The 25,782-nt window shown below is 64.0% G+C and carries 26 protein-coding genes; 18 read left to right on the top strand and 8 right to left on the bottom strand.

Annotated elements, in window-relative coordinates:
• Positions 1 to 11 precede the first annotated feature (11 nt).
• Positions 12 to 1,562, bottom strand: coding sequence for a DEAD/DEAH box helicase (locus XH98_RS03925; RefSeq protein WP_271617844.1), 1,551 nt, complete (start codon positions 1,560 to 1,562; stop codon positions 12 to 14).
• Between the two features lie 498 nt (positions 1,563 to 2,060).
• On the opposite strand from XH98_RS03925, the gene urtA reads away from it, so the two are divergent.
• The 16 genes from urtA (at position 2,061) to XH98_RS03845 (ending at position 17,162) form a co-directional block, all read left to right on the top strand.
• Positions 2,061 to 3,383, top strand: a complete 1,323-nt coding sequence (gene urtA, locus XH98_RS03920; protein WP_057759438.1) for an urea ABC transporter substrate-binding protein — start codon at positions 2,061 to 2,063, stop codon at positions 3,381 to 3,383.
• Between the two features lie 82 nt (positions 3,384 to 3,465).
• Positions 3,466 to 5,076, top strand: a complete 1,611-nt coding sequence (urtB, locus tag XH98_RS03915) for an urea ABC transporter permease subunit UrtB (RefSeq protein WP_271617843.1) — start codon at positions 3,466 to 3,468, stop codon at positions 5,074 to 5,076.
• Positions 5,073 to 6,242 carry an urea ABC transporter permease subunit UrtC gene (gene urtC / locus XH98_RS03910; RefSeq protein ID WP_271617842.1) on the top strand — a complete coding sequence of 390 codons (1,170 nt, stop codon included), beginning with the start codon at positions 5,073 to 5,075 and terminating at the stop codon, positions 6,240 to 6,242. The genes urtB and urtC overlap by 4 nt, the downstream gene beginning before the upstream one ends.
• Positions 6,243 to 6,247: 5 nt before the next feature.
• Positions 6,248 to 7,009 carry an urea ABC transporter ATP-binding protein UrtD gene (urtD, locus tag XH98_RS03905; protein WP_057759432.1) on the top strand — a complete coding sequence of 254 codons (762 nt, stop codon included), beginning with the start codon at positions 6,248 to 6,250 and terminating at the stop codon, positions 7,007 to 7,009.
• A 3-nt stretch (positions 7,010 to 7,012) separates the two neighbouring features.
• Positions 7,013 to 7,708: an urea ABC transporter ATP-binding subunit UrtE gene (gene urtE / locus XH98_RS03900; protein ID WP_220002128.1), complete on the top strand. Its 696-nt coding sequence runs from the start codon at positions 7,013 to 7,015 to the stop codon at positions 7,706 to 7,708.
• A gap of 53 nt (positions 7,709 to 7,761) precedes the next feature.
• The gene (locus tag XH98_RS03895; protein ID WP_271617841.1) at positions 7,762 to 8,604 is read left to right on the top strand and encodes an urease accessory protein UreD; all 843 of its coding nucleotides are present in this window, start codon (positions 7,762 to 7,764) and stop codon (positions 8,602 to 8,604) included.
• Between the two features lie 40 nt (positions 8,605 to 8,644).
• Positions 8,645 to 8,947 (top strand): urease subunit gamma, encoded by a 303-nt coding sequence (locus XH98_RS03890; RefSeq protein ID WP_007605424.1) that lies wholly within the window; start codon positions 8,645 to 8,647, stop codon positions 8,945 to 8,947.
• Positions 8,948 to 8,956: 9 nt separating this feature from the next.
• Positions 8,957 to 9,262, top strand: a complete 306-nt coding sequence (locus tag XH98_RS03885) for an urease subunit beta (protein WP_220002126.1) — start codon at positions 8,957 to 8,959, stop codon at positions 9,260 to 9,262.
• 41 nt (positions 9,263 to 9,303) lie between these two features.
• A complete protein-coding gene (locus tag XH98_RS03880) occupies positions 9,304 to 10,416 on the top strand; it encodes a patatin-like phospholipase family protein (protein ID WP_271617840.1) in 1,113 nt (370 codons plus the stop codon).
• Between the two features lie 14 nt (positions 10,417 to 10,430).
• Complete coding sequence (locus XH98_RS03875; protein WP_271617839.1) at positions 10,431 to 10,970, top strand: HD domain-containing protein; 540 nt, start codon at positions 10,431 to 10,433, stop codon at positions 10,968 to 10,970.
• A gap of 37 nt (positions 10,971 to 11,007) precedes the next feature.
• Positions 11,008 to 12,723 (top strand): urease subunit alpha, encoded by a 1,716-nt coding sequence (gene ureC, locus XH98_RS03870; protein ID WP_271617838.1) that lies wholly within the window; start codon positions 11,008 to 11,010, stop codon positions 12,721 to 12,723.
• Between the two features lie 126 nt (positions 12,724 to 12,849).
• Positions 12,850 to 13,149: a putative quinol monooxygenase gene (locus XH98_RS03865; RefSeq protein ID WP_057759418.1), complete on the top strand. Its 300-nt coding sequence runs from the start codon at positions 12,850 to 12,852 to the stop codon at positions 13,147 to 13,149.
• Between the two features lie 6 nt (positions 13,150 to 13,155).
• Entirely contained in the window at positions 13,156 to 13,791 is a 636-nt protein-coding gene (ureE, locus tag XH98_RS03860; protein WP_271617837.1) for an urease accessory protein UreE, read from the top strand.
• Positions 13,772 to 14,500, top strand: a complete 729-nt coding sequence (locus XH98_RS03855; RefSeq protein WP_333931555.1) for an urease accessory protein UreF — start codon at positions 13,772 to 13,774, stop codon at positions 14,498 to 14,500. The genes ureE and XH98_RS03855 overlap by 20 nt, the downstream gene beginning before the upstream one ends.
• 65 nt (positions 14,501 to 14,565) lie before the next feature.
• On the top strand, positions 14,566 to 15,189 hold the full coding sequence (gene ureG / locus XH98_RS03850) for an urease accessory protein UreG (protein ID WP_271603774.1): 624 nt from the start codon (positions 14,566 to 14,568) through the stop codon (positions 15,187 to 15,189).
• 314 nt (positions 15,190 to 15,503) lie between these two features.
• Positions 15,504 to 17,162 carry a CHASE domain-containing protein gene (locus tag XH98_RS03845; protein WP_271603775.1) on the top strand — a complete coding sequence of 553 codons (1,659 nt, stop codon included), beginning with the start codon at positions 15,504 to 15,506 and terminating at the stop codon, positions 17,160 to 17,162.
• A gap of 27 nt (positions 17,163 to 17,189) precedes the next feature.
• On the opposite strand, the gene XH98_RS03840 is transcribed toward XH98_RS03845, so the two are convergent.
• From XH98_RS03840 to XH98_RS03815, 6 genes are all read right to left on the bottom strand, one after another.
• A complete protein-coding gene (locus XH98_RS03840; protein WP_271603776.1) occupies positions 17,190 to 17,549 on the bottom strand; it encodes a RidA family protein in 360 nt (119 codons plus the stop codon).
• A 59-nt stretch (positions 17,550 to 17,608) separates the two neighbouring features.
• A complete protein-coding gene (locus tag XH98_RS03835; RefSeq protein ID WP_220002120.1) occupies positions 17,609 to 18,217 on the bottom strand; it encodes a TetR/AcrR family transcriptional regulator in 609 nt (202 codons plus the stop codon).
• A gap of 103 nt (positions 18,218 to 18,320) precedes the next feature.
• Positions 18,321 to 19,463, bottom strand: coding sequence for an OpgC domain-containing protein (locus XH98_RS03830; RefSeq protein ID WP_271617836.1), 1,143 nt, complete (start codon positions 19,461 to 19,463; stop codon positions 18,321 to 18,323).
• A gap of 187 nt (positions 19,464 to 19,650) precedes the next feature.
• A complete protein-coding gene (locus XH98_RS03825; protein ID WP_271603778.1) occupies positions 19,651 to 20,103 on the bottom strand; it encodes a hypothetical protein in 453 nt (150 codons plus the stop codon).
• 88 nt (positions 20,104 to 20,191) lie between these two features.
• Positions 20,192 to 20,563: a DUF883 family protein gene (locus tag XH98_RS03820; RefSeq protein ID WP_057759400.1), complete on the bottom strand. Its 372-nt coding sequence runs from the start codon at positions 20,561 to 20,563 to the stop codon at positions 20,192 to 20,194.
• 76 nt (positions 20,564 to 20,639) lie between these two features.
• Entirely contained in the window at positions 20,640 to 21,752 is a 1,113-nt protein-coding gene (locus tag XH98_RS03815; protein WP_271617835.1) for an AI-2E family transporter, read from the bottom strand.
• A 207-nt stretch (positions 21,753 to 21,959) separates the two neighbouring features.
• Between XH98_RS03815 and XH98_RS03810 the strand changes: the two genes are divergently transcribed.
• Together XH98_RS03810 and XH98_RS03805 are read left to right on the top strand one after the other, a co-directional pair.
• Positions 21,960 to 22,730 (top strand): L,D-transpeptidase, encoded by a 771-nt coding sequence (locus tag XH98_RS03810; RefSeq protein ID WP_271617834.1) that lies wholly within the window; start codon positions 21,960 to 21,962, stop codon positions 22,728 to 22,730.
• A gap of 18 nt (positions 22,731 to 22,748) precedes the next feature.
• Positions 22,749 to 23,402 carry a DUF2865 domain-containing protein gene (locus XH98_RS03805; protein ID WP_271617833.1) on the top strand — a complete coding sequence of 218 codons (654 nt, stop codon included), beginning with the start codon at positions 22,749 to 22,751 and terminating at the stop codon, positions 23,400 to 23,402.
• Between the two features lie 6 nt (positions 23,403 to 23,408).
• On the opposite strand, the gene XH98_RS03800 is transcribed toward XH98_RS03805, so the two are convergent.
• Positions 23,409 to 25,502: a methyl-accepting chemotaxis protein gene (locus XH98_RS03800; protein ID WP_271617832.1), complete on the bottom strand. Its 2,094-nt coding sequence runs from the start codon at positions 25,500 to 25,502 to the stop codon at positions 23,409 to 23,411.
• Positions 25,503 to 25,782 lie beyond the last annotated feature (280 nt).

The raw sequence follows: 25,782 nt of genomic DNA, 5'->3' as shown, positions 1-25,782 counted from the left end.
GTCGTGGACGGCTAGTGCGAATGGGGTTTGCGGTTCGGGTGGCCGTTCGGCCGACTCTCACGGCGCAAAAAGGCCACGCCTTGTATCCCATCAGGCGCTCCTGCGCTATGCGCGGAACGCTGTTCCGGGCGTTCGTTTGGTGAATGCATCTTACCACCGGAGCGGCGGCGGCGAGAGCCCTTCGAGCCGTTTCCGGACCTTCCGTCCACATGCCGCGCCTCGCCATGACGGCCCTCACCGGGCCGCCCGTCGCTCGGCTTGCCGGAGCTGTGATGGCGTCCGTCGGCATGCCTGTCGTCGCTACGCCGTCCGTCGCCATGCCGTGCGCTTTGCGGGCGCTGGCCCGGGCGGCCGCCCGGCCGGCCCTGCCGTTGTTGCTGGGGCGGGGGAGCGCCGGCATCGCGGCGGCCGGCATCCGTGCGGAGGTCCTCGCGCGGCAGCGCCACCTTGATCAGCCGCTCGATGTCGCGGAGATAGCTGAGTTCCTCGCCGCCGGCGACCAGCGAGATCGCGGTGCCCTCGGCGCCGGCGCGCGCGGTCCGGCCGATCCGGTGCACATAGGTCTCCGGCACGTTCGGCAGGTCGTAGTTGATGACGTGGCTGATGCCGTCGACGTCGATGCCACGGGCGGCGATATCGGTGGCGACCAGGGTGCGGATTTCGCCGGAGCGGAACTGCGCGAGCGTGCGCTCGCGATGGTTCTGCGATTTGTTACCGTGGATCGCGCTGGCGGGGATGCCGGCCCGCTCCAGCGTCTTCACCACCTTGTCGGCGCCGTGCTTGGTGCGGGTGAAAACCAGCGCCCGGTTGATCGGCTCGTCCTTCAGCAGCTTGGTCAGGAAGGCGGCCTTGGCCGAGAAATCCACCTGGATGATGCGCTGGTTGATGCGCTCGGCGGTCGAGGAGACCGGGGTCACCGCGACGCGCGCCGGATCACGCAGCATGGAATCGGCGAGCTCGGCAATGTCCTTCGGCATGGTGGCGGAGAAGAACAGCGTCTGTCGCTTGATCGGGAGTTTCGCGACGATTTTGCGGATGTCGTTGATGAAGCCCATGTCGAGCATGCGATCAGCCTCGTCGAGCACGAGGAACTCGACGCTGCCAAGCTTCAGCCCGTTGCTCTGCACGAGGTCGAGCAGGCGGCCGGGGGTGGCAACCAGCACGTCGACGCCCTGCATCAGGGCGCGGACCTGGCGACCCATCGGCACGCCGCCGATGGCGAGCGTCGAGGACAGGCGAATGTGGCGGCCATAAGCGTTAAAGCTGTCGAGGATCTGGCCGGACAGTTCGCGGGTCGGCGAGAGCACCAGCACGCGGGCCGTCTTGGGCTGTGGCTTGATCCGGTTCTCGAGCAGGCGATGCAGGATCGGCAGCGCGAAGGACGCGGTCTTGCCGGTGCCGGTTTGGGCGATGCCGACGACGTCGCGGCCGGTCAGCGCCAGCGGAATGGTTTGAGCCTGGATGGGGGTCGGGGTGACGTAATTCTCTTCGGCGAGAGCACGTGCGATGGGTTCGGCGAGGCCGAAGTCCTGAAACGAAGTCAAAAGATGGGTTCTTTCCATGTCAAATGCCGGCGCCCGACGCAATCAGCGGGGCGCGTGCATAAGGGTGTCGAGAAGACACCTGCGTGTTTGGGGTGTCGGATGGCTTGGGAGATATGGGGCAAGCCAGAGGCCCGTGGGGGCTTAAGAACACGCGGCTCGCAACGATCGCTCGATTCGCGATCTCCATCCTCATATGGAACATTGACGGGGCGCTTTCAAGGCGGGACGTCGACCGGTATCGATTGCAGTGCAAAAATAGTTATGCCGGAATTTTAGCCAGCGGGCCTATTTTGCTCAAAAAATGACCTGGCTGCCGCATGCGCATACAATTTGTCTGCCTAAATTTTGAGCCGCCAGACTGCGGCTAAAGTTTGATTGCGGCGGAATTGTCTAGATTGACCAATCACTTGGTGGGTGCCAAGCCCATGGCATGGTTCTTGCGATTCCGTTAATCGCAAGCGGCCGTGGGGCCGTTTCGCAGCGTTTTCACGTCTGCGTCAGGGAGATGATACATCCATGCCTACCAAATCCATTCACGATATAGCGGCGTCATTTAGCCGCCGCGGCGTGCTCGCCGCGACCACCGGACTGTTGCTCGGTTTGGCGTCCATTTCCGGCGCGAAGGCCGCGGACGACACCATCAAGGTCGGCGTCCTGCACTCCCTCTCCGGCACCATGGCCATCAGCGAAACCACGCTGAAGGACACCATTCTCTTCCTGATCGACGAGCAGAACAAAAAGGGCGGCGTGCTCGGCAAGAAGCTCGAGGCCGTCGTCGTCGACCCCGCCTCGAACTGGCCGCTGTTCGCCGAAAAGGCGCGCGAGCTGATCACCAAGGACAAGGTCTCGGTCGTATTCGGCTGCTGGACCTCGGTGTCGCGCAAGTCGGTGCTGCCGGTGTTCAAGGAGCTCAACAACATCCTGTTCTACCCCGTGCAGTACGAGGGTGAGGAGTCCGAGCGCAACGTGTTCTACACCGGTGCTGCGCCGAACCAGCAGGCGATCCCTGCCGTCGACTACCTGATGAAGGACGAGAAGGTGAAGCGCTGGGTGCTCGCGGGCACCGACTACGTCTATCCGCGCACCACCAACAAGATCCTGGAAGCCTATTTGAAGTCGAAGGGTGTCGCCCAGGAAGACATCATGATCAACTACACGCCGTTCGGTCACTCCGACTGGCAGACGATCGTGGCCGACATCAAGAAGTTCGGCTCGGCCGGCAAGAAGACGGCGGTGGTCTCCACCATCAACGGCGACGCCAACGTCCCCTTCTACAAGGAGCTCGGCAACCAGGGCATCAAGGCGAAGGACATCCCGGTGGTCGCGTTCTCGGTGGGTGAGGAAGAGCTCGCCGGCATCGACACCAAGCCGCTGGTCGGCCATCTCGCCGCCTGGAACTATTTCCAGTCGATCAAGACCCCGGCGAACGAGAAGTTCATCAAGGACTGGCAGGCCTACACCAAGAACCCGAAGCGCACGACCAACGATCCGATGGAAGCCCACGTGATCGGCTTCAACATGTGGATCAAGGCCGTCGAGAAGGTGAAGTCGACCGATCCGGACAAGGTGATCGATGCGCTTCCCGGCATCGAGGCGCCGAACCTGACCGGTGGCACCTCGAAGATGCTGCCGAACCACCACATCACCAAGCCGGTGTTCATCGGCGAGATCAAGGGCAACGGCCAGTTCGACGTGGTCTGGAAGACCCCGGGTCTGGTGGCGGGCGACGCCTGGTCGAAGGAGCTCGAGGGCTCCAAGGACCTGATCGGCGACTGGGTCGGCAAGAAGTGCGGCAACTTCAACACCAAGACCAACAAGTGCCTCGGCTCCGGCTCCTGATCCGGACCTGACATTCGACTGCACGACGGGAGAAGACGGCTATTCCGCCGTCTTCTCCCCACTTCTGCCGGGGTGATCCACAGTGCCAACCAAATTGTCCGCTCGTTTCTGCAGCCTTGTCCTGTCGCTGTTCCTGATCGCGTTCGCATTGCCGGCCTTTGCCGGTCCGTTCGAGGATGCAGTCGCCAAATTCGCCAACGACGATTATTCCGATACGGACGAAGCAATCGGCGCGGTCGCAAGCAGCGGCAACAAGCTCGCCTTTCCGATCATCAGCGCACTGCAGGACGGCCGCCTCATGGCCGATCCTGACACCAAGAAAGTTTACGTCACCGGCACCGACGGCAAGTCGATCGACGCCGCGACCGGTGAGCCCGTCGCCAGTGTGCCTGACAGCGCCAGCGCCGTCCGTCTCAACAACCGCCTGCGTCGCAGCGTCGATGCTGCGCTCGGCAGCCTGACGCTGCAGTCGCCCGATCTCGGCGCGCGGCTCCAGGCCGCTCAATCCGTCTTCAAGTCGCATGAAGAGACCGCGCTCGAGGCGGTCGAAAGCGCGCTCGCCAAGGAGAGCAATAAATCGGCCAAGACCGCGCTCGGCGAGGCACGTGCGGCGATCCTGCTGTTCAAGTCCGACGCCACCGAAGTCCAGAAGCTCGAGGCCGTCGCCACCATCAAGGCGCGCGGCGATCAGGACGCGCTGGCGCTGCTCTCCGACATCGGCACCGACCAGCCGGCCTCCGTCGCGAAGGCCGCGACGAGCGCGATCGGCTCGATCCAGAATACGCTGGCGGTCTGGTCCACGGTGCAGAATGCCTGGTACGGCCTTTCGCTCGGCTCGGTGTTGCTGCTCGCCGCGATCGGGCTTGCCATCACCTTCGGCGTGATGGGCGTCATCAACATGGCCCATGGCGAGATGGTGATGTTAGGGGCCTACACCACCTTCGTGGTGCAGGAGGTGATCCGCACCCGTTATCCCACTCTGTTCGACTATTCGCTGCTGATCGCGGTGCCGCTCGCCTTCCTCGTTGCCGGCGCCATCGGCGTGCTGATCGAGCGCAGCATCATCCGCTTTCTCTATGGCCGGCCGCTGGAGACGCTGCTCGCGACCTGGGGCCTGTCGCTGGTGTTGCAGCAGGCGGTGCGCACCATGTTCGGCCCGACCAACCGCGAGGTCGGCAACCCCTCCTGGATGAGCGGTGCGTTCGAGCTCGGCCAGATCACCATCACCTATAACCGGCTCTGGATCCTCTGCTTCACGCTGGCGGTGTTCGTGATCCTGCTCGCCATGCTGCGCTACACGGCGCTGGGCCTCGAGATGCGCGCCGTGACGCAAAACCGGCGCATGGCGGCCTCGATGGGCATTGCCACCTCGCGCGTCGACGCGCTGACCTTCGGGCTCGGGTCGGGCATTGCCGGCATCGCCGGCGTGGCGCTGTCGCAGATCGACAATGTCAGCCCCAATCTCGGCCAGAGCTACATCATCGACAGTTTCATGGTCGTGGTGTTCGGCGGCGTCGGCAACCTCTGGGGCACGCTGGTCGGCGCCTTCACGCTCGGCATCGCCAACAAGTTCCTGGAGCCGGTCGCCGGCGCCGTGCTCGGCAAGATCGCGATTCTGGTCCTGATCATCCTGTTCATTCAAAAGCGGCCGCGCGGCCTGTTCGCGCTCAAGGGCCGTGCGGTGGAAGCATGACCCCTCACATGCTGACGCGATCGCTGGACCGCGGCGCGGCGATCTTCCTGATGGTCGTCGCCGCCTGCGGCATCCTCATCCCGCTCTCCAACCTGCTGCTGCCGACGGGCTCGTTCCTGCAGGTGCCGACCTATCTGGTCGCGCTCTGGGGCAAATATGTCTGCTACGCCATCCTGGCGCTCTCCATCGACCTGATCTGGGGCTATTGCGGCATCCTCTCGCTCGGCCACGGCGCCTTCTTCGCGCTTGGCGGCTACGCGATGGGCATGTATCTGATGCGGCAGATCGGCACCCGCGGCGTCTACGGCAATCCCATCCTGCCCGACTTCATGGTGTTCCTGAACTGGCAGAAGCTGCCCTGGTACTGGTACGGCTTCGACATGTTCTGGTTCGCGGCGTTGATGGTGCTGGTCGTGCCGGGCCTGCTCGCCTTTTGCTTCGGCTGGCTCGCCTTCCGCTCCCGCGTCACCGGCGTCTATCTGTCGATCATCACGCAGGCGATGACCTATGCGCTGCTGCTCGCCTTCTTCCGCAATGATTTCGGCTTCGGCGGCAATAACGGCCTGACCGACTTCAAGGACATCCTGGGCTTCAACGTCCAGGCCGAGGGCACCCGTGCCGCGCTGTTCGCGCTGAGCTGTCTGGCGCTGATCTTCAGCTTCCTGATCTGCCGCTCGGTCGTGTCCTCCAAGCTCGGCAAGGTGCTGATCGCGATCCGCGACGCCGAATCGCGCAGCCGCTTCCTCGGCTACCGCGTCGAATCCTACAAGCTGTTCGTGTTCACGCTGTCGGCCTGCATGGCCGGCGTTGCCGGCGCGCTCTATGTGCCGCAGGTCGGCATCATCAACCCATCCGAATTCGCGCCGGGCAATTCGATCGAGGCGGTGATCTGGGTCGCGGTCGGCGGCCGCGGCACGCTGGTCGGCGCCGCGCTCGGCGCCATCGTCGTCAACTACGCCAAGACCTTCTTCACCTCGGGTGTGCTGGCGCCGTACTGGCTGTTCATGCTGGGTGCGTTGTTCATCCTGGTGACGTTGCTGCTGCCCAAGGGCATCGTCGGCACCTTCAGCGCCTGGCGCGAGTCGACGAGAGAGAGGCGTCCGGCCGCGATGACCGCGAGCGCCGCGGCCGAAGACGGCATCACCGAACCGAACATGGCGGAGTAGCGGTCATGAACGTCATGGATACCCGCGCGACCTCCGCGATGCTCTATCTCGACGGTGTGCACGTCTCGTTCGATGGTTTCCACGCCATCAACAATCTGTCGCTGACGCTTGCGCCCGGCGAGATGCGCGCCATCATCGGCCCGAACGGCGCCGGCAAGACCACGATGATGGACATCATCACCGGCAAGACCAAGCCGGACGAGGGCACCGTGCTGTTCGACGGCGTCACCGATTTGACGCGGCTCGACGAGACCCGCATCGCCGAGCTCGGCATCGGCCGCAAATTCCAGAAGCCGACGGTGTTCGAGAGCCAGACCGTGCAGGACAATCTGCTGCTGGCGCTCAACGTCGATCACAGCGTCAAGGGCACGCTGTTCTGGCGCGGCAGCAGGGCCGAGTCGGAGCGCATCGACAAGGTGCTGGAGACGATCCGCCTCACCGACGCCCGCAACCGCCTCGCCGGCAGCCTCAGCCACGGACAGAAGCAGTGGCTCGAGATCGGCATGCTGCTCGCGCAGGATCCGAAACTGCTCCTCGTCGACGAGCCCGTCGCCGGCATGACCGACGTCGAGACCCACCTCACTGCCGAGCTGCTGAAGGAGATCAACAAGACCCACACCGTCATGGTGGTCGAGCACGACATGACATTCGTGCGCGAGCTCGGGGTCAAGGTCACCTGTCTGCACGAAGGCACCGTGCTCGCCGAAGGAACCATCGACCAGGTCTCGTCCAACGACCGGGTCATCGAAGTCTATCTGGGACGCTGAGCGATGCTTGAGGTCAAGGACATCAACCTGTTCTACGGCGCGGCGCAAGCGCTGCGCGGCGTCTCGATCGCCGCCGAGCCTGGCAAGGTGACCTGCGTGCTCGGACGCAACGGCGTCGGCAAGACCTCGCTGCTGCGCGCCATGGTCGGGCAATATCCGATCTCCTCGGGCGCGATCCTGTTCGACGGCGGCGACATTAGCGGCCTCAAGCCCTATGAGCGGGCGCGCAAGGGCATCGGCTTCGTGCCCCAGGGCCGCGAGATCTTTCCGCTGCTGACGGTCGAGGAGAACCTCAAGACCGGCTTCGGCCCGCTCAAGCGCCAGGACAAGAACATTCCCGACGATGTGTTCTCGCTGTTTCCGGTGCTGCAATCCATGCTCGGCCGGCGCGGCGGCGACCTCTCCGGCGGCCAGCAGCAGCAGCTCGCGATCGGCCGCGCGCTGGTGATGCGGCCAAAATTGCTGCTGCTCGACGAGCCGACCGAGGGCATCCAGCCCTCGATCATCAAGGACATCGGCAGGGCGATCTCTTACTTGCGCAACCTCGGCAACATCGCCATCGTGCTGGTCGAACAATATCTCGACTTTGCCTGCGAACTCGGCGACAGCTTTGCGGTGATGGATCGTGGTGCGGTGAAATTCACCTGCGACCGCTCCAATCTCGACCCAAGCGAGATCAGCCGCCAGATGGCGCTGTAGGCCGGGGCATTGTAGGCTAGAGAAATCCTGCCGCGGCCGGCTGGGGGAGACGGATGCGCAGCGACGCCTTGGTCACATCTTTGGCGACATCTTCGGTGTTCGAAGCCAATCGCGCCCGCGGTGCCGTGCGCTTCGACGTGCATGCCCGTGACGGCGTGACGCGGCGGGGCGCCTTGCATGAATCCGGCTCGCTCCGGGTGCGCTTTCCCTCGCCGGAGGATGATGGCCTGTCCGGCGTGTTCGTCAATACGGCCGGCGGCGTCGCCGGCGGTGACCAGTTCGACATCGAGATCTCGGCCGCAGATAGTTCGCGTTTGACGCTGACGACGGCGGCTGCGGAAAAGGTCTACCGCGCGCCGGGGGCGGCAGCGCAGCTCAACATTTCGCTGAAGGTTGGCGCCGGTGCGCATCTCGGCTGGTTGCCTCAGGAGACGATCCTGTTCGACCGCGCGCGGGTCCACCGCCGTTTCGACATCGAGCTCGACGAGGCCGCCTCGCTGCTGCTTTGTGAAATTGTCGTATTCGGCCGCACCGCCATGGGCGAGCGCATGGAGCAGGGCGAATTTGTCGACCGCTGGCGGCTCTCCCGTGGCGCCAGGCTGGTCTTCGCCGAGACCGTCAGGCTCGACGGTGATATCGGTGCGAAGCTCGCGCGACCGGCGTTCGCGAAGGGCGCTGCCGCGATCGGCACGGCGCTGATCGTGCCGGGCGACGAGGCATTGGTCGAACGCCTCCGCGAAGTGTCGGACTCTTTCGCCGGCGAGGTCGGGATTTCAGCCTGGAATGGCTTTGCAATGGCGCGGTTCTGTGCCCAAGATGCGGCGCGTTTGCGTACCGACATGATGGCCGTGCTGGCGCGCACCGGTGCGGCCCTGCCGCGACTCTGGCTGAATTGACGGCCGGCTGAATTGAAGTGTTGAACCGAAGAGATTTCGCATGAACCTGTCTCCCCGCGAAAAGGACAAGCTTCTGATCTCGATGGCCGCCATCGTGGCGCGCCGCAGGCTGGATCGCGGCGTCAAGCTCAACCATCCCGAGGCGATCGCGATCATCTCCGATTTCATCCTCGAGGGCGCGCGCGACGGCCGCACCGTCGCCGAGCTGATGCAGTCGGGCGCGCAGGTGCTCACCCGCGACCAGGTGATGCCTGGTATCCCCGAGATGATCCACGACATTCAGGTCGAGGCGACGTTCCCCGACGGCACCAAGCTCGTCACCGTGCACGAACCGATCCGATAGGAGAGCGACATGATCCCCGGCGAACTCTTCATCCAGGACGGCGAGATTGAGCTCAATGCCGGCCGCAAGACCGTGACATTGACGGTCGCCAATACCGGCGACCGCCCGATCCAGGTCGGCTCGCACTATCATTTCTTCGAGACCAACCCGGCGCTGAAATTCGACCGCAAGAAGTCCCGCGGCATGCGCCTCGACATCGCCGCCGGCACCGCCGTCCGCTTCGAGCCCGGCCAGACCCGCGAGGTCCAGCTCGTGGCGCTGGCGGGCAAGAAGACGATCTACGGTTTTCGCGGCGACGTGATGGGAAAACTATAGCCAGGGAAACTACAGGCAGGGAAACGACAGGAAGGTCCGCCATGGATACGCTCGCCAAGGACAAGGTCGAGATCGGACTCGTGCTCCAGGGCGGCGGCGCGCTCGGCGCCTATGAGTTCGGTGCGATCGAGGCGCTGCTGGAATTGATGGACGACATCGATCGTGCGGGCCGGACGATCACGCTGGCAGCCGTCACCGGTGTGTCCATCGGCGCGATCAACGCCGCCTGTGTCGTAGGCGCCGCCGACCGGGCTGACGCCAGGCGGCGTTTGCAGGACCTTTGGTCCGGGCTTGCACTGGAGCCGCGCAACTATTGGTGGGGCATCGCGGAGCACGATTTCGCCCTGTTCGGCGTGCACGGCTTCTACAAGCCGCGCTACGATTACTGGGATGTCCTCAGCTGGACGAATTTCTACGATACCTCGCCCATGCTCGAGACGCTGAGGAAGCACGTGGATTTTGCGGCGCTGAATGCCAGCCCGACCGCCTTCGTCGTGACCGCGGTCGATATGGTCTCCGGCGAGCTGATGCGCTTCCGCAATGATCCACAGAAGCAGATCGGCCCGCGACACATCCTGGCCAGTGGCAGCCTTCCACCTGGATTTCCGGCGACCCCGATCGCCGGCAAGACGTTCTGGGATGGCGGTATCGTCGACAATACGCCGCTCGGCGATGCGATCGAGGCGTTTTCGGGGTCGGCAGATGTCGATCGCATTCTCGTGGTGATGAACCTCTTCCGAGGCAAGCGGGCTGCGCCGAAGAACGTGATCGAGGTGAACGATCGTCTAAGCGAGCTGCGCTATGGCAATCGGCTTCGCCAGGACGGCGCAAATGCCGCTGTCATCAACGAGCTCCTTCAGACCATCGAGGCCCTTTCCGCAGCCGTTCCTGAAGCGGCGCGAACGCCGGACCTCGACAGGCGGGTGACGCAGGCGCAGCGCTTCAAGACGCTGGGTGCGATCACCAACATCGATCTCGCCGATTCCGATCTGGTCAAGGCGGCCGGCCTGTCGGAGCAGGTCGAGGACTCCAGCGCCTTTCGCGATTTTTCCGCAGGGGGTATCGAGCGACGCCGCAAGGCCGGCTATCGGCTCGCACGGGTGAAGCTCGACGAGTTATTCAAGACCCGCGGCTTGCTGCCGGCGCTGCACTGACCAGGAGTGTTGTCGTGATTCCCCCGGTCCGCCTCGTCTCCGAAGCTGCTGAACTGGCCGCGCGCCGGCACAACGGCATGTCGCGCAAGGGGCGGGGGAACGAGCCCTACATCAATCATCTCGCGGAGGTCGCGAACCTGCTGGCAACGGCGACTGATGGCGCCGATGCCGAACTGGTTGCGGCCGGTTGGCTGCACGATACGATCGAGGACACCGAGACCACGCGCGAGGAGCTGGCGCAAAAATTCTCCGAGCGTGTCGCCGGGCTCGTCGCCGAGTGCACCGACGACATGAACCTGTCGAAGGCCGAGCGGCGGCGGAAGCAGATCGAGGACGCTCCGCACAAATCTCCCGGCGCAAAGCTGATCAAGATCGCCGACAAGATCAGCAATATCGGGGCGCGTATTCATTCCGATCCCAGCTCCGACGAACGCGATGACCTCGCCGATTACACCGGCTGGGCCGAGCAGGTCGTCGCCGGTTGCCGTTGCGGTAGCGTCTGGCTCGACACGACATTCGACGACATGGTGCGAAAGGCGAGGGCTTCGCTGTGAGCACTGACCAAGAATTCAAACGCAAACGGGGCTTGTGATGTCCGTCAAGATGAAGCGTTCCGTCTACGCCGACATGTTCGGCCCGACCACCGGTGACAAGGTGCGGTTGGCCGACACCGATCTCATCATCGAGGTCGAGAAGGATTTCACGACCTATGGCGAGGAGGTGAAGTTCGGCGGCGGCAAGGTGATCCGTGACGGCATGGGCCAATCGCAGGTGACGAACAAGCAGGGCGCGGCCGATACTGTCATCACCAATGCGCTGATCGTCGATCACTGGGGCATCGTGAAGGCCGACGTCGCCATCAAGGACGGGATGATCTCGGCGATCGGCAAGGCCGGCAATCCCGACATCCAGCCGGGCGTCACGATCATCATCGGCCCGGGCACGGACGTGATTGCGGGCGAAGGAAAGATCCTCACCGCAGGCGGCTTCGACAGCCACATCCATTTCATCTGCCCGCAGCAGATCGAGCACGCGCTGATGAGTGGCGTCACCTCGATGCTGGGCGGTGGTACCGGCCCGTCGCACGGCACCTTCGCCACGACCTGCACACCCGGCCCCTGGCATATCGCGCGGATGATCCAGTCGTTCGACGCCTTTCCGGTCAATCTCGGCATATCAGGCAAGGGCAACGCCTCGCGGCCCGCTGCTCTGGTCGAGATGGTCAAGGCCGGCGCCTGCGCACTGAAACTGCACGAGGATTGGGGCACGACGCCGGCCGCGATCGACAACTGCTTGTCGGTCGCCGACGATTACGACATCCAGGTCATGCTGCATTCCGACACGCTGAACGAGTCAGGCTTCGTCGAGGATACCATCAAGGCTTTCAAGGGCCGCACCATTCACGCCTTCCACACCGAAGGTGCCGGCGGCGGCCACGCGCCTGACATCATCAAGGTCGCAGGGCTCAAGAACGTGCTGCCGTCCTCGACCAACCCGACGCGGCCCTTCACCCGCAACACCATCGACGAGCATCTGGACATGCTGATGGTGTGTCACCACCTCGATCCCTCGATTGCGGAGGATCTCGCGTTCGCCGAAAGCCGCATCCGCAAGGAGACCATCGCGGCCGAAGACATTCTGCACGACCTCGGCGCGCTCTCCATGATGTCCTCGGACTCCCAGGCGATGGGTCGTCTCGGTGAGGTCATCATCCGCACCTGGCAGACCGCCGACAAGATGAAGAAGCAGCGCGGGTCGCTGCCGCAGGACAAGGGCAAGGACAACGACAATTTCCGGGTCAAGCGCTACATCGCCAAATACACCATCAACCCCGCGATCGCGCATGGCGTCTCGAAGCTGATCGGCTCGGTGGAGAAGGGCAAGCTCGCCGATCTCGTGCTGTGGTCGCCGGCCTTCTTCGGCGTCAAGCCTGATTGCATCGTCAAGGGCGGCACCATCGTTGCAGCTCCGATGGGTGATCCCAACGCCTCGATCCCGACGCCGCAGCCTGTGCACTATCAGCCGATGTTCGGCGCCTTCGGCAAGGCCCGTACGGCGTCCTCGGTGGTCTTCACTTCGAAAGCCGCCGTCACCGGCGGGCTCGCCCGCAAGCTCGGCATCGAGAAGAAGCTCTATGCGGTCCAGAACACCCGCAGCAAGATCTCCAAGAAGAGCATGATCCACAACGACGCCACGCCCACTATCGAGGTCGATCCGGAGACCTACGAGGTGCGCGCCGACGGCGAGTTGCTGACCTGTCCGCCCGCCGAGGTGCTGCCGATGGCACAACGATATTTCATGTACTGAAATAGCGCCTCAACGCATGTCCCCGGCACATCCGGGGACGGCTTTTTGCAGTTTTGCGTTCGATCCCGGCTGGTCTAATGTCTCGCCCGGTATCTAACCAGAGAAGAAAAGCCGGGAGGATTTCTCGTGATCTACGTCGTCGCCACCTTGACCATCAAGCCCGAAACCCGCGCCGAGTTCATCGCAGCCGCCACCGCCTGCATCAAGGAGACGCGGAAGGAGCCCGGCAATATCGCCTACGATCTGCACGAGAGCGTGACCGATCCCACCAAGATGGTGTTCGTCGAGCAGTGGGAGAACATGGAGGCGCTGGGGCCACATCGTGCCGCCGAGCACATGAAGACGTTCGGCCGGGTCGCGGTAAAGTGCTTCACGGCGCCGCCGAAGATCGAATATATCACGCCCGAGAAGGTCGAGACGAGGTAACAGCGAATGATCCGGGCGACGCAGGTTAAGGGACAGCACCGCTTCGCGGAAGCGCCGGCGGATACGGTCGTGCTCGATTTCGACGATCGGCACCGCCGCCGCATGGCGATGACGGGGACGCGGGGCCTCGAATTCCTGCTCGACCTGGAGAACGCCGTTGCGTTGCGCGGCGGCGATGCGCTGGTGCTGGAGGACGGAAGGCTCGTCGAAGTGGTGGCAGCGCCCGAGCCGCTGCTCGAGATCCGCGGCCGCGATCCGCACCACCTCATCCGCGTCGCCTGGCATCTCGGCAACCGCCATCTGCCGACGCAGCTCGTGACCAAAGCCTTGCGCATTCGCCGCGATCACGTCATCGAAGCCATGGTGAAGGGGCTTGGCGCGAGGGTGGTCGAGATCGAGGCGCCGTTCGATCCTGAGGGCGGGGCCTACGCCGATGCCGGCCATGCGCATGGCCACGATGATCACGGCCATCACGATCATGCACGTCATGATCACGGTCACCATGATCATCATCACGGCCATGATCATCATCATGGTCATGCCGCGCACGACCATGGGCATGATCACGACCATCATCATGACGAACATTGCGACCATCCCGACCATCATCACGGCCACAAGCATGCTCATGACCACAAATGAGCCTGACGGTCCCGGCGACCTCGCCGAACGCGAGGCGGCGGCGCTGTACCGGCTGATGACGTGGCTGTCGCCGGCGTTTCCCGTCGGCGGCTTCTCCTATTCCAGCGGCATCGAATGGGCAGTTGAGGCCGGCGATATCACAGACGTCTCGTCGCTCGCCAATTGGCTCGATGCCATGCTTAGTGACGGCTCCGGCGCTTGTGACGCGACGTTTCTCGTTCATGCTTACCGTGCCGCCGAGGCGGGCGAAGATGCTGCTCTGAGCGACGTCGCCGAGCTCGCCGCCGCCTTCGTGCCGTCGCGCGAGCGGCAGCTCGAAACCACCTCGCAAGGCCGCGCCTTCATCGACATCTCGCGCACGGCGTGGGATGCGGACGGCCTGGATGCCATGGTCGCGGCATGCCGCACGCCACTGGTCTATCCCGTTGCGGTCGGCGTTGTCGCCGCGCTGCACGGCGTGCCCCTGGCAGCGACGCTGCACGCCTTCCTGCATGCGCTGGTCTCGAACTGGATTTCCGCGGCGAGCCGGCTGATTCCGCTCGGCCAGACCGACAGCCAGCGCGTGCTGGTGAGGCTGGAAACTGCCGTCGCTGCGACCGCGAGCCGGGCGCTGAGCGCGACACTGGACGATCTCGGCAGTGCAACCTTTCGCGCCGATCTCGCCAGCCTGCGCCACGAGACGCAATATACGCGGCTGTTTCGGTCATGAGGCACGATCTTGCCACAGCGTCGTCCCGGCCTCCGCCGGGACGACATTTAATAGAGAGCAACTAAATGGCAACTTCTCACGGCCCTTTGCGCGTCGGCGTCGGCGGCCCGGTCGGATCGGGCAAGACCGCGCTGATGGACCTGCTCTGCAAGACCATGCGCGAGCGTTACGACATCGCAGCGATCACAAATGACATCTACACCAAATGGGATGCGGAATTCCTTGTGCGCTCGGGTTCGCTGACGCCGGATCGGATCGCCGGCGTCGAGACCGGCGGCTGTCCGCACACTGCGATCCGTGAGGACGCCTCGATGAACCTTGCGGCGGTCGCCGACATGCGCGCGAAATTTCCCGGGCTCGATCTCGTGCTGATCGAATCCGGTGGCGACAATCTCGCTGCCACCTTTTCCCCGGAGCTTGCCGACCTCACCATCTACGTGATCGACGTTGCCGCCGGCGACAAGATCCCCTCCAAGGGTGGCCCGGGTATCACCCGTTCCGACCTCCTGGTCATCAACAAGATCGACCTCGCGCCTCATGTCGGTGCGTCCCTGGAGAAGATGAACACGGATGCCAAACGCATGCGCGGCGAGCGCCCCTTTGTCATGACCAATCTCAAAAAGAGCGACGGGCTCGATCGCATCGTCAGCTTCATCGAGACCAAAGGTGGTCTGAAACGAGCGGATTGAAGCGGACGGGCTAACGGGCCGCGGCGACGCGGCGCAGGCCTTTCCCGCCGTTAACGCCTAAGGCAAAACGCAGCCAACGGAACAAATTTCGGACACGGCGATTATCTACCTCCGGTGCCCGGGGCAAAGCCGCAGATGGTCGGACGATCGGCCGGGCGGATTAAGCTTTTTGGGCGACCCAAGTTGCGTACAGATGCCTCCTCCGTCATTATCCTTGCCACTGGGGTCCACCCTGTTTCGGCACAGGGCCGTTCGAGCGGCGTTCATATGCTCCGTGTTTGTTGCCGACCTTCTTCCTTCGCCTGAGTAGTCGCGTGGTCCGGCTGGGTTTCATCATCGGCTTCATCGCTCTGCTCGGAGCCTTGCTCTCGGGGCTTGCGGCTTATCGTGTCCACGATCAGGAGCTGGCGCTGGACCGGATCGCGCTGGCGCGCGCGATCGACGTTCATGCGAGCTTGGTCCAGGACCGCTCAACCGAGCGTGAGCTGCTGGCGCGTGTCGCCTCAGGCCTGTTCCGGGCGCCATCGGTGCTGAAGCCCAACATGCTGGAGCCGCTGCGCTCGGCGATCTACGCCTTCAAGACCGACTTCGTGGTGGCCGGCTGGGTTGCCCGGCTTCGCCCGAGCGAGCTCGCCGCGGCGCAGGCCGCCCTTGCCGCCGCCGGCTTCCCGAAGCCGCAGATCCGTGATTTCAACGACAAGCCAATCGATCCGGCAAGCGTAACGCAGCCGATAGATGTGCTGATGGACCTCGAGCCGCGCAGCGACGAGACCAAGACGCTGCCAGGCCGCAGCTATGATGACGACCCGGTTCGCAGTGCGATGCTGACCCGGGCCAGGGTCGAGAAACGATCGGTTGCCTCCGATCCGATACCGTTATTGCGTGAGAACGGACCGATCGGCGTCATCGTGGCGGCCCCCGTCATTCCCGAAGGCGCGACCGAGCCGGCCGGCTTCATCACGTTTTCCTACGAGCTGGCCTCGCTGATGCTGACCAATGACGACCTGTCGTTGTTCTCGGTCGCGCTGAAGGATCCGCGCAAGGAGGGCAGCGAGCTCGTTGCCAGCGACCAGGGCGTCGTCTCGACCCGCATGACGTCACCGGACGGGCCGGCACCGTCGGCGACGCGCACCATCAGTTTCGGCGGCCGCGACTGGCAGCTCGGCTATTACGCCAAGACCAATTCGGCGCGGCGCGCCGAGCAGACCGCGATCATCGTGGCGGCGATCGGCTTTGCCATCACCGCGATGGTGTGCGGCCTGTTCGGTTACGTCGCCTATAACAACTTAAGGCTTAGCCGCGAGATCCAGGTGCGGATCGGTTTCGAGCGGCGGCTGACGGCCGTTATCGACGAGCTGAATCATCGCGTGAAGAACATCCTCGCGGTGATCCAGTCGATCGTGACGCGCACGCTGCGCCATGGCTCCGACATCGACGTTGCGCGCGAGCTCTTGATCGGCCGCATCCACGCCATGTCCAACGTGGTCTCGCTGCTCAGCGAGAGCCAATGGCAGGGCGTCAAGCTGAAGGGCCTGTTCGAGGCGCGCGCGATTCCGCACGCTGACCGCATCGCCGTCAGCGGCCCTGATATCGCCGTCAGCGCGCGCGCCGCGCAAAGCCTGTCGCTGCTGTTCTTCGAGCTCGCCTCGCATTCGGATGAAGGCCTGTCGCTGGTCGGCAAGCATCCACACATCACCGCGAACTGGACGGTGACGGGTGAGGAGCCCGAGACTGTGTTTCATTTCCGCTGGGAGGAGTTCAACACCAGCGAGGCGACGCGTCGCCCGGATTCGGATTTCGGCCTGATCCTGCTCGACCGCGTCGCGCCCGAAGCGCTCGGCGGCAACGCCAAGCGCTACTTCACCGACGTCTCTTATGTCTACGAGCTGACGGCGCCGATGGAGACGGTCGTCGACATGAGCGAGCGCGACCGCACGGACAAGATTTCCGCACCGGTGCGCCCGGCGAAGTAGGCGCGAGGCAGGCTTGTCGCCCGCGCTTCAGGCCGCGCTCACGCGAGCCGCGATGGCGGTCATCTCGAGCTTGACGTCGGGGCCGAGATCGGCCACGCCGACGGCGGCACGCGCCGGCAAATGAGCTCCCGCAAAATGCGCTTTCCAGGCCGCGTTGAATGCAGCCTTCTCGCTGAGATCAGTCATGAAGATCGTCACCTGCAGGACGTTGGCCATGTCGGATCCGAGAGTCTCGAGCAGACGCGACAACTGGCCGAGCACATCATTGGCCTGACCCGACATGTCCTGGCTCGTGTCCTCGGGGACGATGCCGCCGATGTAGAGAACGCCTGCATGCTCGACCACTTCGTGGAGCAGTCCTTCGTAGGGCAGGATGCGCTTGACCATGATGGGAACGATGCTCCTCTGGGAAGTTGTGAGATTGGGCCGTATCTTGTGCGCCGGCTTTAGCCCTTCGGCCGCAAGACCAGGTCGACCAGGGACCGCGCATAGGCCGGCGTGATCGGCGCGATGCCGAAGACGTAGCGGTAGAACAGGCTGCCATAGATGGCGTCGTAGAGATCTTCCGCCGGCGCTTGCGCCAGAATGCTGCCGTCGCGCTGGCCGGCCGCGATCATCTCCACCAGCGCGTCGCGGCGGAATTGCAGATAGCGGGCATAGAACAGCTCGGCCGAGCCGGTCTTGGAGATGCATTCGGAGATCACGGCAAGCTGCACCTTGCCGAATTCGCCCTGCAGGGCTTCGGCATAGGCCACGGCATGGCGGCGGGCGCGCACGGCGGGCGTGCCCGCGCTCGCCGGCGGCAGCGGCAGCATTTGGGCGGCGTGATGGAGAAAGGCGTCGATCAGCAGCGCCTCCCGCGACGGCCACCATTTGTAGATGGTCATCTTTGAGACGTTGGAGTGGCGTGCCACTGCGTCGATCGTGGTCGCGGCAAGGCCGGTCGCAGCCATCAGCGCATAGGCGCTTTCGAGGATGGCGTTGGTGGTCTCGATGGATCGCGGCCGGCCGCGCCGGGGTGCACCCTCGGCCGCATCGCTCGTGTGTTTCGCCATGACCAAGCCGGTCTCTCCTTGCGCAGAGGCCGCCCTTGCCACAGGGCCACCTCATTCCGCATAGCGCAGCGGAGGTTCCTGGCCTAGCAAAATCGCACGATAATCAGGCCCGTTGCCGCAAGGCCGCCGGCTCGTCCTGGCGCTTCGACCAGGAAATATAATAGGCCACCACCGTCATCACGGCGAAACCGGCCAGGCTCACCCCGATCTGCATCACGACCAGATTGGCGCCCGTGATCAGGATGAGATGGCCGGCGAAAGACAGGAAGACGCCGATGCAGAATACGGCAAGCCATTCCTCGCCGCATTTGATTACCATCTGGAGCGACTTCCATTGCAGCCCCGGATGGTCAGACGGGATGAGATAGGTCGCAAGGAAGGCGAGCGCGAGGAAATGGAGCACGCGATAGGGCGCCAGATTTTCCTTGTCGGTCGGCGAGATGGCGTTGAGCACGATGTCAGGCAAATAAGTAGAGAGCGTCGGCGAATGGCGCATCAAGGTGATGGCCATCGCGAGCACGAGATAGGCGCCGGCGAGCACGCGAAGCCACGAGAGCCTGTGAAGCTTGTGTCCTGACGCGCCGGTGACGGCGAACCAGCCGCCCAGCACCATCAGCATCTGCCAGCACAGCGGGTTGAATGTCCATTCCAGGTCAGGATAGGCGTGAAACGCCCAGCCAAACCGGCGTGCAGCCAGATAGAGCGCGACAGAAGCCGCCAGCGTCACGTTCGGACGTCGCAGCAGGCCCCACAAGGCAAGCGGAAAGAATGCCATCAGCGGAATCATCAGCTGCAGAAGGTCGAGATTGAGCGGCTCTTCCTGGAGCACCAATCCCTGGACCAGGATGCGCAACGGGTGCTCGAGAATCCCCGAGATGTTGTACTCGCTGATGATCTCCGGCGCCATCGATTGCGAGGCGACGTAAGCGATGGCGTCGATGTAGATCACGAACAGCACCACATAGGCGGCATAGAGCCGCCAGACGCGACGAAAGATGCGTGTTGCGGCGACGACATAGCCGCGCTCCAGCGCCATCCTGCCGTGGATGATGGCAACGCCATAGCCGACCACGAACACGAACAGGTCGGCGGCGCCGCTGAAGCCGAAGTTGCGCAGCGTCAGCAGATTGACGACATTGTTCGGAATGTGGTCGACGAACACCGACCAGTTGGCAATGCCGAGCGTCAAATAGAGCCTGGCGTCGTGTTGGAATGCGGCGAGGTTCGCCTTGACGGACGGCTTCATTGCTAATTATTTCAATTGGAATCAGGGCGATGCTTTTAACGGCAACCGTCTGCCTATCCGAGTAGCGATTACGTGAGGCCACAAGGATTTTCCGCGACTGGCGAAATATTGCGCAGAGGCGGCGCGTCTAGTCGCCGCGACCCTTCCTGCTCGGTTGGCGGCGCAACTTTCTTAGCGTGACTCGGTCCTATTCGGCGGGCTCGGCCGGTGCCTCGTCGGGGACGCCAATGCGGCTTGCCATGATGCCAAGCGCAACGCCCCCGATCGCCAGGATCGGTAGCAGCCGCTTGACCCCGATGGCGCGGACGATCTGCAGGCCTGTGGCGATCAGCATGGGATCGGCGAGCATGCTCGGAGCGGCCTTCGCGGCGCGCTCGGCCGCGATACGGGCGCGTGTCTGGATTTCCCGTTTGTAGCCCCAATAGCTTCCGGCGGCAGCGAGCGTCAGCAGGAAGAAGATGCCGGCGCCGGCAAGGCAGGCCTGAACCGGGCCGTATTTGTCGAGGACCGAGATGAAGGCCGCGGCGCAGAGGAAGCATGTGGTGATGAACAGCGCGAGCGCCGCACCTGCCGCAAGCGAGGTCAATCGTACGGTCGTGCCCGTCGATGCGCTGATGCCGTCGATGATACGCTGAAACACAGCCTTGCTCCTCGGATCCTCACCAGCCAATTCACGACCTGCCGGTCACGGCAGCGACGGCCGTCGTGACCTCGTTATTCATCGCGCCTCAGCGGCGCCAGGCAAAGCCGATCAGGAAGCCGATGCCGAGCGCGACACCGACGGTCGCGAGCGGCCGCTGCGTAATCGCCTCTTCCAGCGTCTCCTCGATCGAGCCATAGGCATCCTGCGCCGCGTCCATCATCGCGCTGCCGCGCTCCGAGACATCGTCGAGCGTCGAATCCATGTTGTCGCGCGCCTGCTTGTAGCCGCGCCGGGCCTGCTTGCCCGTGGCGTTGGCGAAGGTGTTGAGGGCGTCGGTGATCTGATCGGTGAGGGCGGCGATATCGCTTTTCACGGCTGCTACATCCTTCTCGAGGCGTTCTGCGGTGGCTTTGTCGATCCAGTCTCTCGTCCCGGCTTCGCCATTGGTCATTGACATCAAAGGGCTCCAAAGCTGTCGGCGGAGATAGCCGGAAAACGCGTCGTCTTCGGGGAAGTTCCGTTTGCGGCGGCCGTCACTCCGGCGGGAGCTGGGGGGCGTCCTCCGGCAACAGATGCTCCTTCAGGATCAACCCGACAATCAGCAGCGGAGATGACAGGAAGGCGCCCATCGGTCCCCACAGCCAGGTCCAGAAGGCGAGGGCGACGAAGACCGCCAGCGCATTCAGTGCCAGCCTGCGGCCGATGATGGTCGGCGTGACGAAGTGCCCTTCCAGGAAGGTGATACCGCCGAAGGCGATCGCCGCAGCCAGGCCGCCGCCGATGGTCGGGAACGCCAGGACACCGACGATGGCCAATATGGCGAACATTGCAACCGGACCAATGATGGGAATGAAGTTGAGCGCAGCCGCAAGCGCACCAAGCCCGGCCGGATTTGGCATTCTGGTGACCGCGCACACGACGCCTGTGGCGATCCCGACGCCGATATTGATGACGGTCACGGTCAGCAGGTAGTTGCCGAGATGGACCTCGATCTCGTTGAGGATTCGCAAGGTGCGCAGCCGCGCGTCGCGCTCACCGAATGTCATGATCAAGGCGCGCCGCAAATCTCCCCAGCTCGCGATGAACAGGATCAGGGTGGCGAAGAACAGCAGGAATTCGGCGAAAGTCGGCGACAGGAATTCCAGCGTCGGCTGCACCCATTCGAATTTGGGAATCTGGAAGCTTGGCAGTCCCTCCGAGCCGCCGACCATGGCCTGCAGCTCACTCCAGAGCGCCAGCGGCCGGTCGAAGACATGCAGCTTGTCTTTCAGCTGCGCTCCCAGCTCCGGCAAGCGCGAGCTCCATTCCATGGCGGGTGCGGCGATCAGTGCGACCACGAACGCGACCACCGCGGTGACCGCAGTGACGATGAGGACGGCGCCGATGGCGCGCGGCACGCGCCGCCTTTCCAGGAAAGTGGCGGCCGGCGACAGCATGGTGCCGGCGACCATGGCCATCACGACAGGCAGGAAGAACGCCTTGGCGATATAGAGCACGGCGACGACGGCGATCAAAAGCAAGCCGGCGAGCGCAAAGGCGACGAACTCGGTACGGCGGATCACCGGCGGCAGCTCGATATGGCTGTCAGGAAGCGGAGAACCCTCGTCGTTGCCGGAGATCAGACGTTCACTGGGAAGGACGCGCACAATATCTCTCCCCGCACGGAAGCCTCCGCGCGCCCATTGCTCACAGGAGAACGCGCGCCATGTGCCGAGGTTCCGTCGCGGCTTCGTGAAGTTGAGCTCGCTTGACTGTGACGCATCTGCCGCAAAGGGCGGCGGAACTTGAGTCGGCGCTCCCGCGTTTATCGGCCAGCAGCATCACCCAGATGCACACATCCAACGGGGCAGCACATGACAAAGTTCTCCGTCGTCCGCCGCAGCTTCGCGCCGCGCGTCGTTACCGCTTGTGCCTTCGCGACAGCCTTGCTGACCGTGCCGTTCGCGGCTCAGGCGCAGACCTCAGGCTATGCGCCAATGCAGCCGCAGGCCTATCCCCAGGGCCAGACGCATTCGCAGGGCTATGCCAGCGAGGCGCCCGAGGCCACCGACGAAGAAGCAGTGCTGCCCGACCGGCTGCGCCGGCAAATCGTGAGCTTCGACCGCAATGAGCCCGTCGGCACCATCGTCATCGATACCGCCGACACTTATCTCTATTACGTGCTCGGCAACGGGCGCGCCATCCGCTACGGCGTCGGCGTCGGCCGCGAGGGATTCACCTGGTCGGGCGTGCAGAGCATCAGCCGCAAGGCCGAATGGCCGGATTGGCATCCGCCGGCGGAGATGATCGCGCGCCAGCCCTATCTGCCGCGCTTCGTCGCCGGCGGTCCGGGCAATCCGCTCGGTGCGCGCGCGATGTATCTCGGCTCCAGCGAATATCGCATCCACGGCACCAACGATCCAACCACGATCGGCAAGTTCGTCTCGTCCGGCTGCATCCGCCTCACCAACGCGGATGTCACCGACCTGTTCAACCGCGTCAACGTCGGCACCAAGGTCGTTGTGCTGCCGAAGAATGCGCCGTTGATGGCGCGCGGCGGTGATCCCGTCCGCAAGCGGCCGGCGGTGACGACACTACCCTCCGGGCGCCAGGCGCTGAACGTCTCGGCGCCGTCGGTGGATTGACGAGTTGGGTGAGGTTACATGATGAGACGTTCGATCAGCAAGCTCGCTGGGGGCGCCGCGGCGTTCGTCACGGTCGCTTCGCTTGGCCTTGCGCTTGCGCCCGCGGCGCATGCGGAGGACTTCTTCTCGGCGCTGTTCGGGGGCTTCCGCATGCGGCCGCCGCCGGAGATTCGCGTGCCGTTCCCGAATGCCGACATGCCGCGCTATGACGCGCCGCGCCAGCGCGCGTCCTATGGCGGCGGCACGGCCTATTGCGTGCGTGGCTGCGATGGCCGCTATTTCCCGGCGCAAGGCAATGATGCGGAGAGCAAGACGCAATCATGCAAGAGCTTTTGCCCGGCTTCAGAGACGTCCTTGGTCTATGGTAGCAGCATCGACGAGGCCACCACAGACAGGGGCAAATCCTATTCCGATCTGCCCAATGCTTTCCGCTACCGCAACGAGGTCGTCGCGGGCTGTACCTGCAACGGTAAGGACCCTGTCGGGCTTGCCCAGGTCAAGATCGAGGACGACCCAACCCTGCGCAAGGGCGACATCGTCGCGGGCAACGACGGCCTCGTCATCGCCAACCGCAACGCCGACGACCGCCGCGGCGTCGCGATGAATTTCTCGCCCCTGCCGGAGTCCGTACGGGCAAAATTCCGCCAGCTGCCGGTGGTGGCGAAGGAGTAGAACAGCCTACGCCGCCCGGATCTTGCCCAGGAAATCGCTGACCTGATCGCCGAGCTGGCGGCTCTGGGTCTCCAGCAATTCGGAGGCCTGCTTGACGTTGTCAGCCGCACCGGCCGCGCTGTCGGCGTCGGCCTTCACGCCGGAGATGTTGTCGGAGACGTTCTTGGTGCCCTGCGCGGCATATTGGGTGCTGCGCGTGATCTCCTGCGTCGCCGCGCCCTGCTCCTGCACGGCGGCCGCGATCGCGGTGGCGACCTCGTTGACCTCGCCGATGATGCCGCCGATCGCCTGGATCGCGTTGACGGCATCCCCCGCAACCTTCTGGATGTCGGCGATCTGCTCGGAGATCTCGTCCGTCGCCTTCGCGGTCTGGCTCGCCAGCGATTTCACCTCGGAGGCGACGACCGCAAAGCCGCGGCCGGCTTCGCCGGCGCGAGCGGCCTCGATGGTGGCGTTGAGCGCCAGCAGGTTGGTCTGCGCCGCGATGGTGTTGATCAGGCCGACGACCTCGCCGATGCGGCTCGCTGATCGGGCAAGTCCCTGCACCGTGGCGTCGGTCTGCTGCGCCTGAGACACGGCTCGGCTGGCGATGCCTGCGGCATGCGCTGCCTGTTGGCTGATGTCGTTGATGGAGCAGCTCAGCTCCTCCGACGCGGCAGCGACACTGTCGACGCTCAGCGAGGCATCTCCCGAAGCCTTCTCGGCGAAACGAACGCGATCATTGGTCTGCCGCGACACTGCGGAGAGATCGGATGAGGTTTTTCGCATCTGGCCGGAGGCTTCACTGAGCTCATCGAGTGCCTTGCGTACGAGCCCTTCGAATTCGCCGATGTGGCTCTCCATGGCACGCTGACGGGTCGCTGCCGCAGCGTTGCGCTCGCGTTCCTTGGCTTCGATCTCCAGCTTGTCGGTGGCCTGCTGCTTGAATGTCTCCAGTGCACCGGCCAGCGCGCCGATCTCATCCATCCTGTCTTCGTATCCCGTCTCGACCGAAAGATCGCCGCCCGCGACCTTCAACATGGCGTCGCGCATGTCATGCAGCGGCTTGATGACACGGCGGCTCACAGCCAGCATCGGACCGACGGCGAGGCAGATCGCAAGGAGCACCAGCACCAGCTGCAGGGCCAGTGCCTGCAGCGCGGAGGCGCGCTGAGCGGAAATGTGCTCGCTGGCCCCGTCCAGCGCAGCCTCGGCCACGCCGACTGCGGCACCCAGCCGCGCGACGCTGAGCGGGCTCCATTCATTGGCCACCATCTCGGGCTTTTCGCCCGCTGCCAGCGCATTCATCAGGCGATCGCGCAGCTCCACATATTGCGGATCGAAATAAGCGCTCTTGTTCTTGGCGATCGCGTCCGAGAGCGCCGGCGGCAATTGCATGCCGCCGATTGAGACCTCGAGCCCCTTCCAGGCGGCCTCGACACCCCCGACCAGCTTGACGTAGGACAGTCGTGCCTCCGGAGTGACCTTTCCGGCGCCGAGACCGTTGGAAACGAGAATCGAAGCGTCGCCCGCCGTGTTTCGCAGCAGCCAGGCCGCCTGCTTGATGATCAGAAACTGATCGACGGCCGCGTCCTGGTGGTTGATGGAGGCGGCGAGAATTCCGGACACCTTGTCGAGCAATACGACCAGTGCGGTTTCCGTATCCATGTATTCCTTGCCGAGAGCGACGCGGCGCGACGCCTTGGGCTTCGCGATCTCCTGCCAAAATTCCTTTTGCATAGCTCCGAGCGCGCCGAACAGCCGGTCGAACTCGGAGAGCAGCGCCGGCTTCTCGGTAAAGTCGATGCTGCCGAGCAGACCGCGTGCACGGGCCATTGCCGGCATCTCCACGTCGTGCAGGTCACGCAGATATTTTTCGATCGCCGGATCCAGCGATTGATCGTTGTGGAGCACCCGGTTCGACGTGGAGCGATCGGCCCGCATCCGGTCCATCGCCTTGAACATGTCGGCGGATGCGTCAGCGATGATGGCGATGCGGTTGGCAATCTGGAGGCGCTGCCAGGAATCCCAGGCGATCAGCGAGGCCCCGACGACCACGCAACATGACGTGGTCAGGATCACGCTTCTCAGCAGTGCAGATACCGTCAAGCGGTTCAGCATGGCGCCCGTCCCCCCGGCAGTGAAGAACTCCACCGCGCCCCTGGCTTCAATCGGGGGCGCAGAGCGGGCATTTGCGCGTCGCTCGGCGGCAGTCTCCGGGCATTTGGCCATAAAAGCGTAAAGACTTGGTCGCGACCGCAGGATTACGGCCGCTCGCAGGTCATTTTTGCTGTATGGCGCGCCCCTTTCAGCCGAAAAGCACTGTCGAATGCATGGGTTTCCGGCATGGAACCCGATGCGAAGCCTCGACGTTAGATCTCGTTAACAACTGGCCTGAAGG

The organism is Bradyrhizobium sp. CCBAU 51745, assembly GCF_028128715.1.
Taxonomy (GTDB): Bacteria; Pseudomonadota; Alphaproteobacteria; order Rhizobiales; family Xanthobacteraceae; genus Bradyrhizobium; species Bradyrhizobium manausense.
The sequence above is the reverse complement of the archived record's forward strand: the minus strand, read 5'-3'. Positions and strand labels throughout refer to the sequence as shown.

Bases quoted from the DNA above. Each gene is read 5' to 3' on its own strand.
- XH98_RS03925 (WP_271617844.1), bottom strand. From the start codon at position 1,562: ATGGAAAGAACCCATCTTTTGACTTCGTTTCAGGACTTCGGCCTCGCC.
- urtA (WP_057759438.1), top strand. From the start codon at position 2,061: ATGCCTACCAAATCCATTCACGATATAGCGGCGTCATTTAGCCGCCGC.
- urtC (WP_271617842.1), top strand. From the start codon at position 5,073: ATGACCCCTCACATGCTGACGCGATCGCTGGACCGCGGCGCGGCGATC.
- urtD (WP_057759432.1), top strand. From the start codon at position 6,248: ATGAACGTCATGGATACCCGCGCGACCTCCGCGATGCTCTATCTCGAC.
- urtE (WP_220002128.1), top strand. From the start codon at position 7,013: ATGCTTGAGGTCAAGGACATCAACCTGTTCTACGGCGCGGCGCAAGCG.
- XH98_RS03895 (WP_271617841.1), top strand. From the start codon at position 7,762: ATGCGCAGCGACGCCTTGGTCACATCTTTGGCGACATCTTCGGTGTTC.
- XH98_RS03890 (WP_007605424.1), top strand. From the start codon at position 8,645: ATGAACCTGTCTCCCCGCGAAAAGGACAAGCTTCTGATCTCGATGGCC.
- XH98_RS03885 (WP_220002126.1), top strand. From the start codon at position 8,957: ATGATCCCCGGCGAACTCTTCATCCAGGACGGCGAGATTGAGCTCAAT.
- XH98_RS03880 (WP_271617840.1), top strand. From the start codon at position 9,304: ATGGATACGCTCGCCAAGGACAAGGTCGAGATCGGACTCGTGCTCCAG.
- ureC (WP_271617838.1), top strand. From the start codon at position 11,008: ATGTCCGTCAAGATGAAGCGTTCCGTCTACGCCGACATGTTCGGCCCG.
- ureE (WP_271617837.1), top strand. From the start codon at position 13,156: ATGATCCGGGCGACGCAGGTTAAGGGACAGCACCGCTTCGCGGAAGCG.
- XH98_RS03855 (WP_333931555.1), top strand. From the start codon at position 13,772: ATGCTCATGACCACAAATGAGCCTGACGGTCCCGGCGACCTCGCCGAA.
- ureG (WP_271603774.1), top strand. From the start codon at position 14,566: ATGGCAACTTCTCACGGCCCTTTGCGCGTCGGCGTCGGCGGCCCGGTC.
- XH98_RS03840 (WP_271603776.1), bottom strand. From the start codon at position 17,549: ATGGTCAAGCGCATCCTGCCCTACGAAGGACTGCTCCACGAAGTGGTC.
- XH98_RS03835 (WP_220002120.1), bottom strand. From the start codon at position 18,217: ATGGCGAAACACACGAGCGATGCGGCCGAGGGTGCACCCCGGCGCGGC.
- XH98_RS03830 (WP_271617836.1), bottom strand. From the start codon at position 19,463: ATGAAGCCGTCCGTCAAGGCGAACCTCGCCGCATTCCAACACGACGCC.
- XH98_RS03820 (WP_057759400.1), bottom strand. From the start codon at position 20,563: ATGTCAATGACCAATGGCGAAGCCGGGACGAGAGACTGGATCGACAAA.
- XH98_RS03810 (WP_271617834.1), top strand. From the start codon at position 21,960: ATGACAAAGTTCTCCGTCGTCCGCCGCAGCTTCGCGCCGCGCGTCGTT.
- XH98_RS03805 (WP_271617833.1), top strand. From the start codon at position 22,749: ATGATGAGACGTTCGATCAGCAAGCTCGCTGGGGGCGCCGCGGCGTTC.
- XH98_RS03800 (WP_271617832.1), bottom strand. From the start codon at position 25,502: ATGCTGAACCGCTTGACGGTATCTGCACTGCTGAGAAGCGTGATCCTG.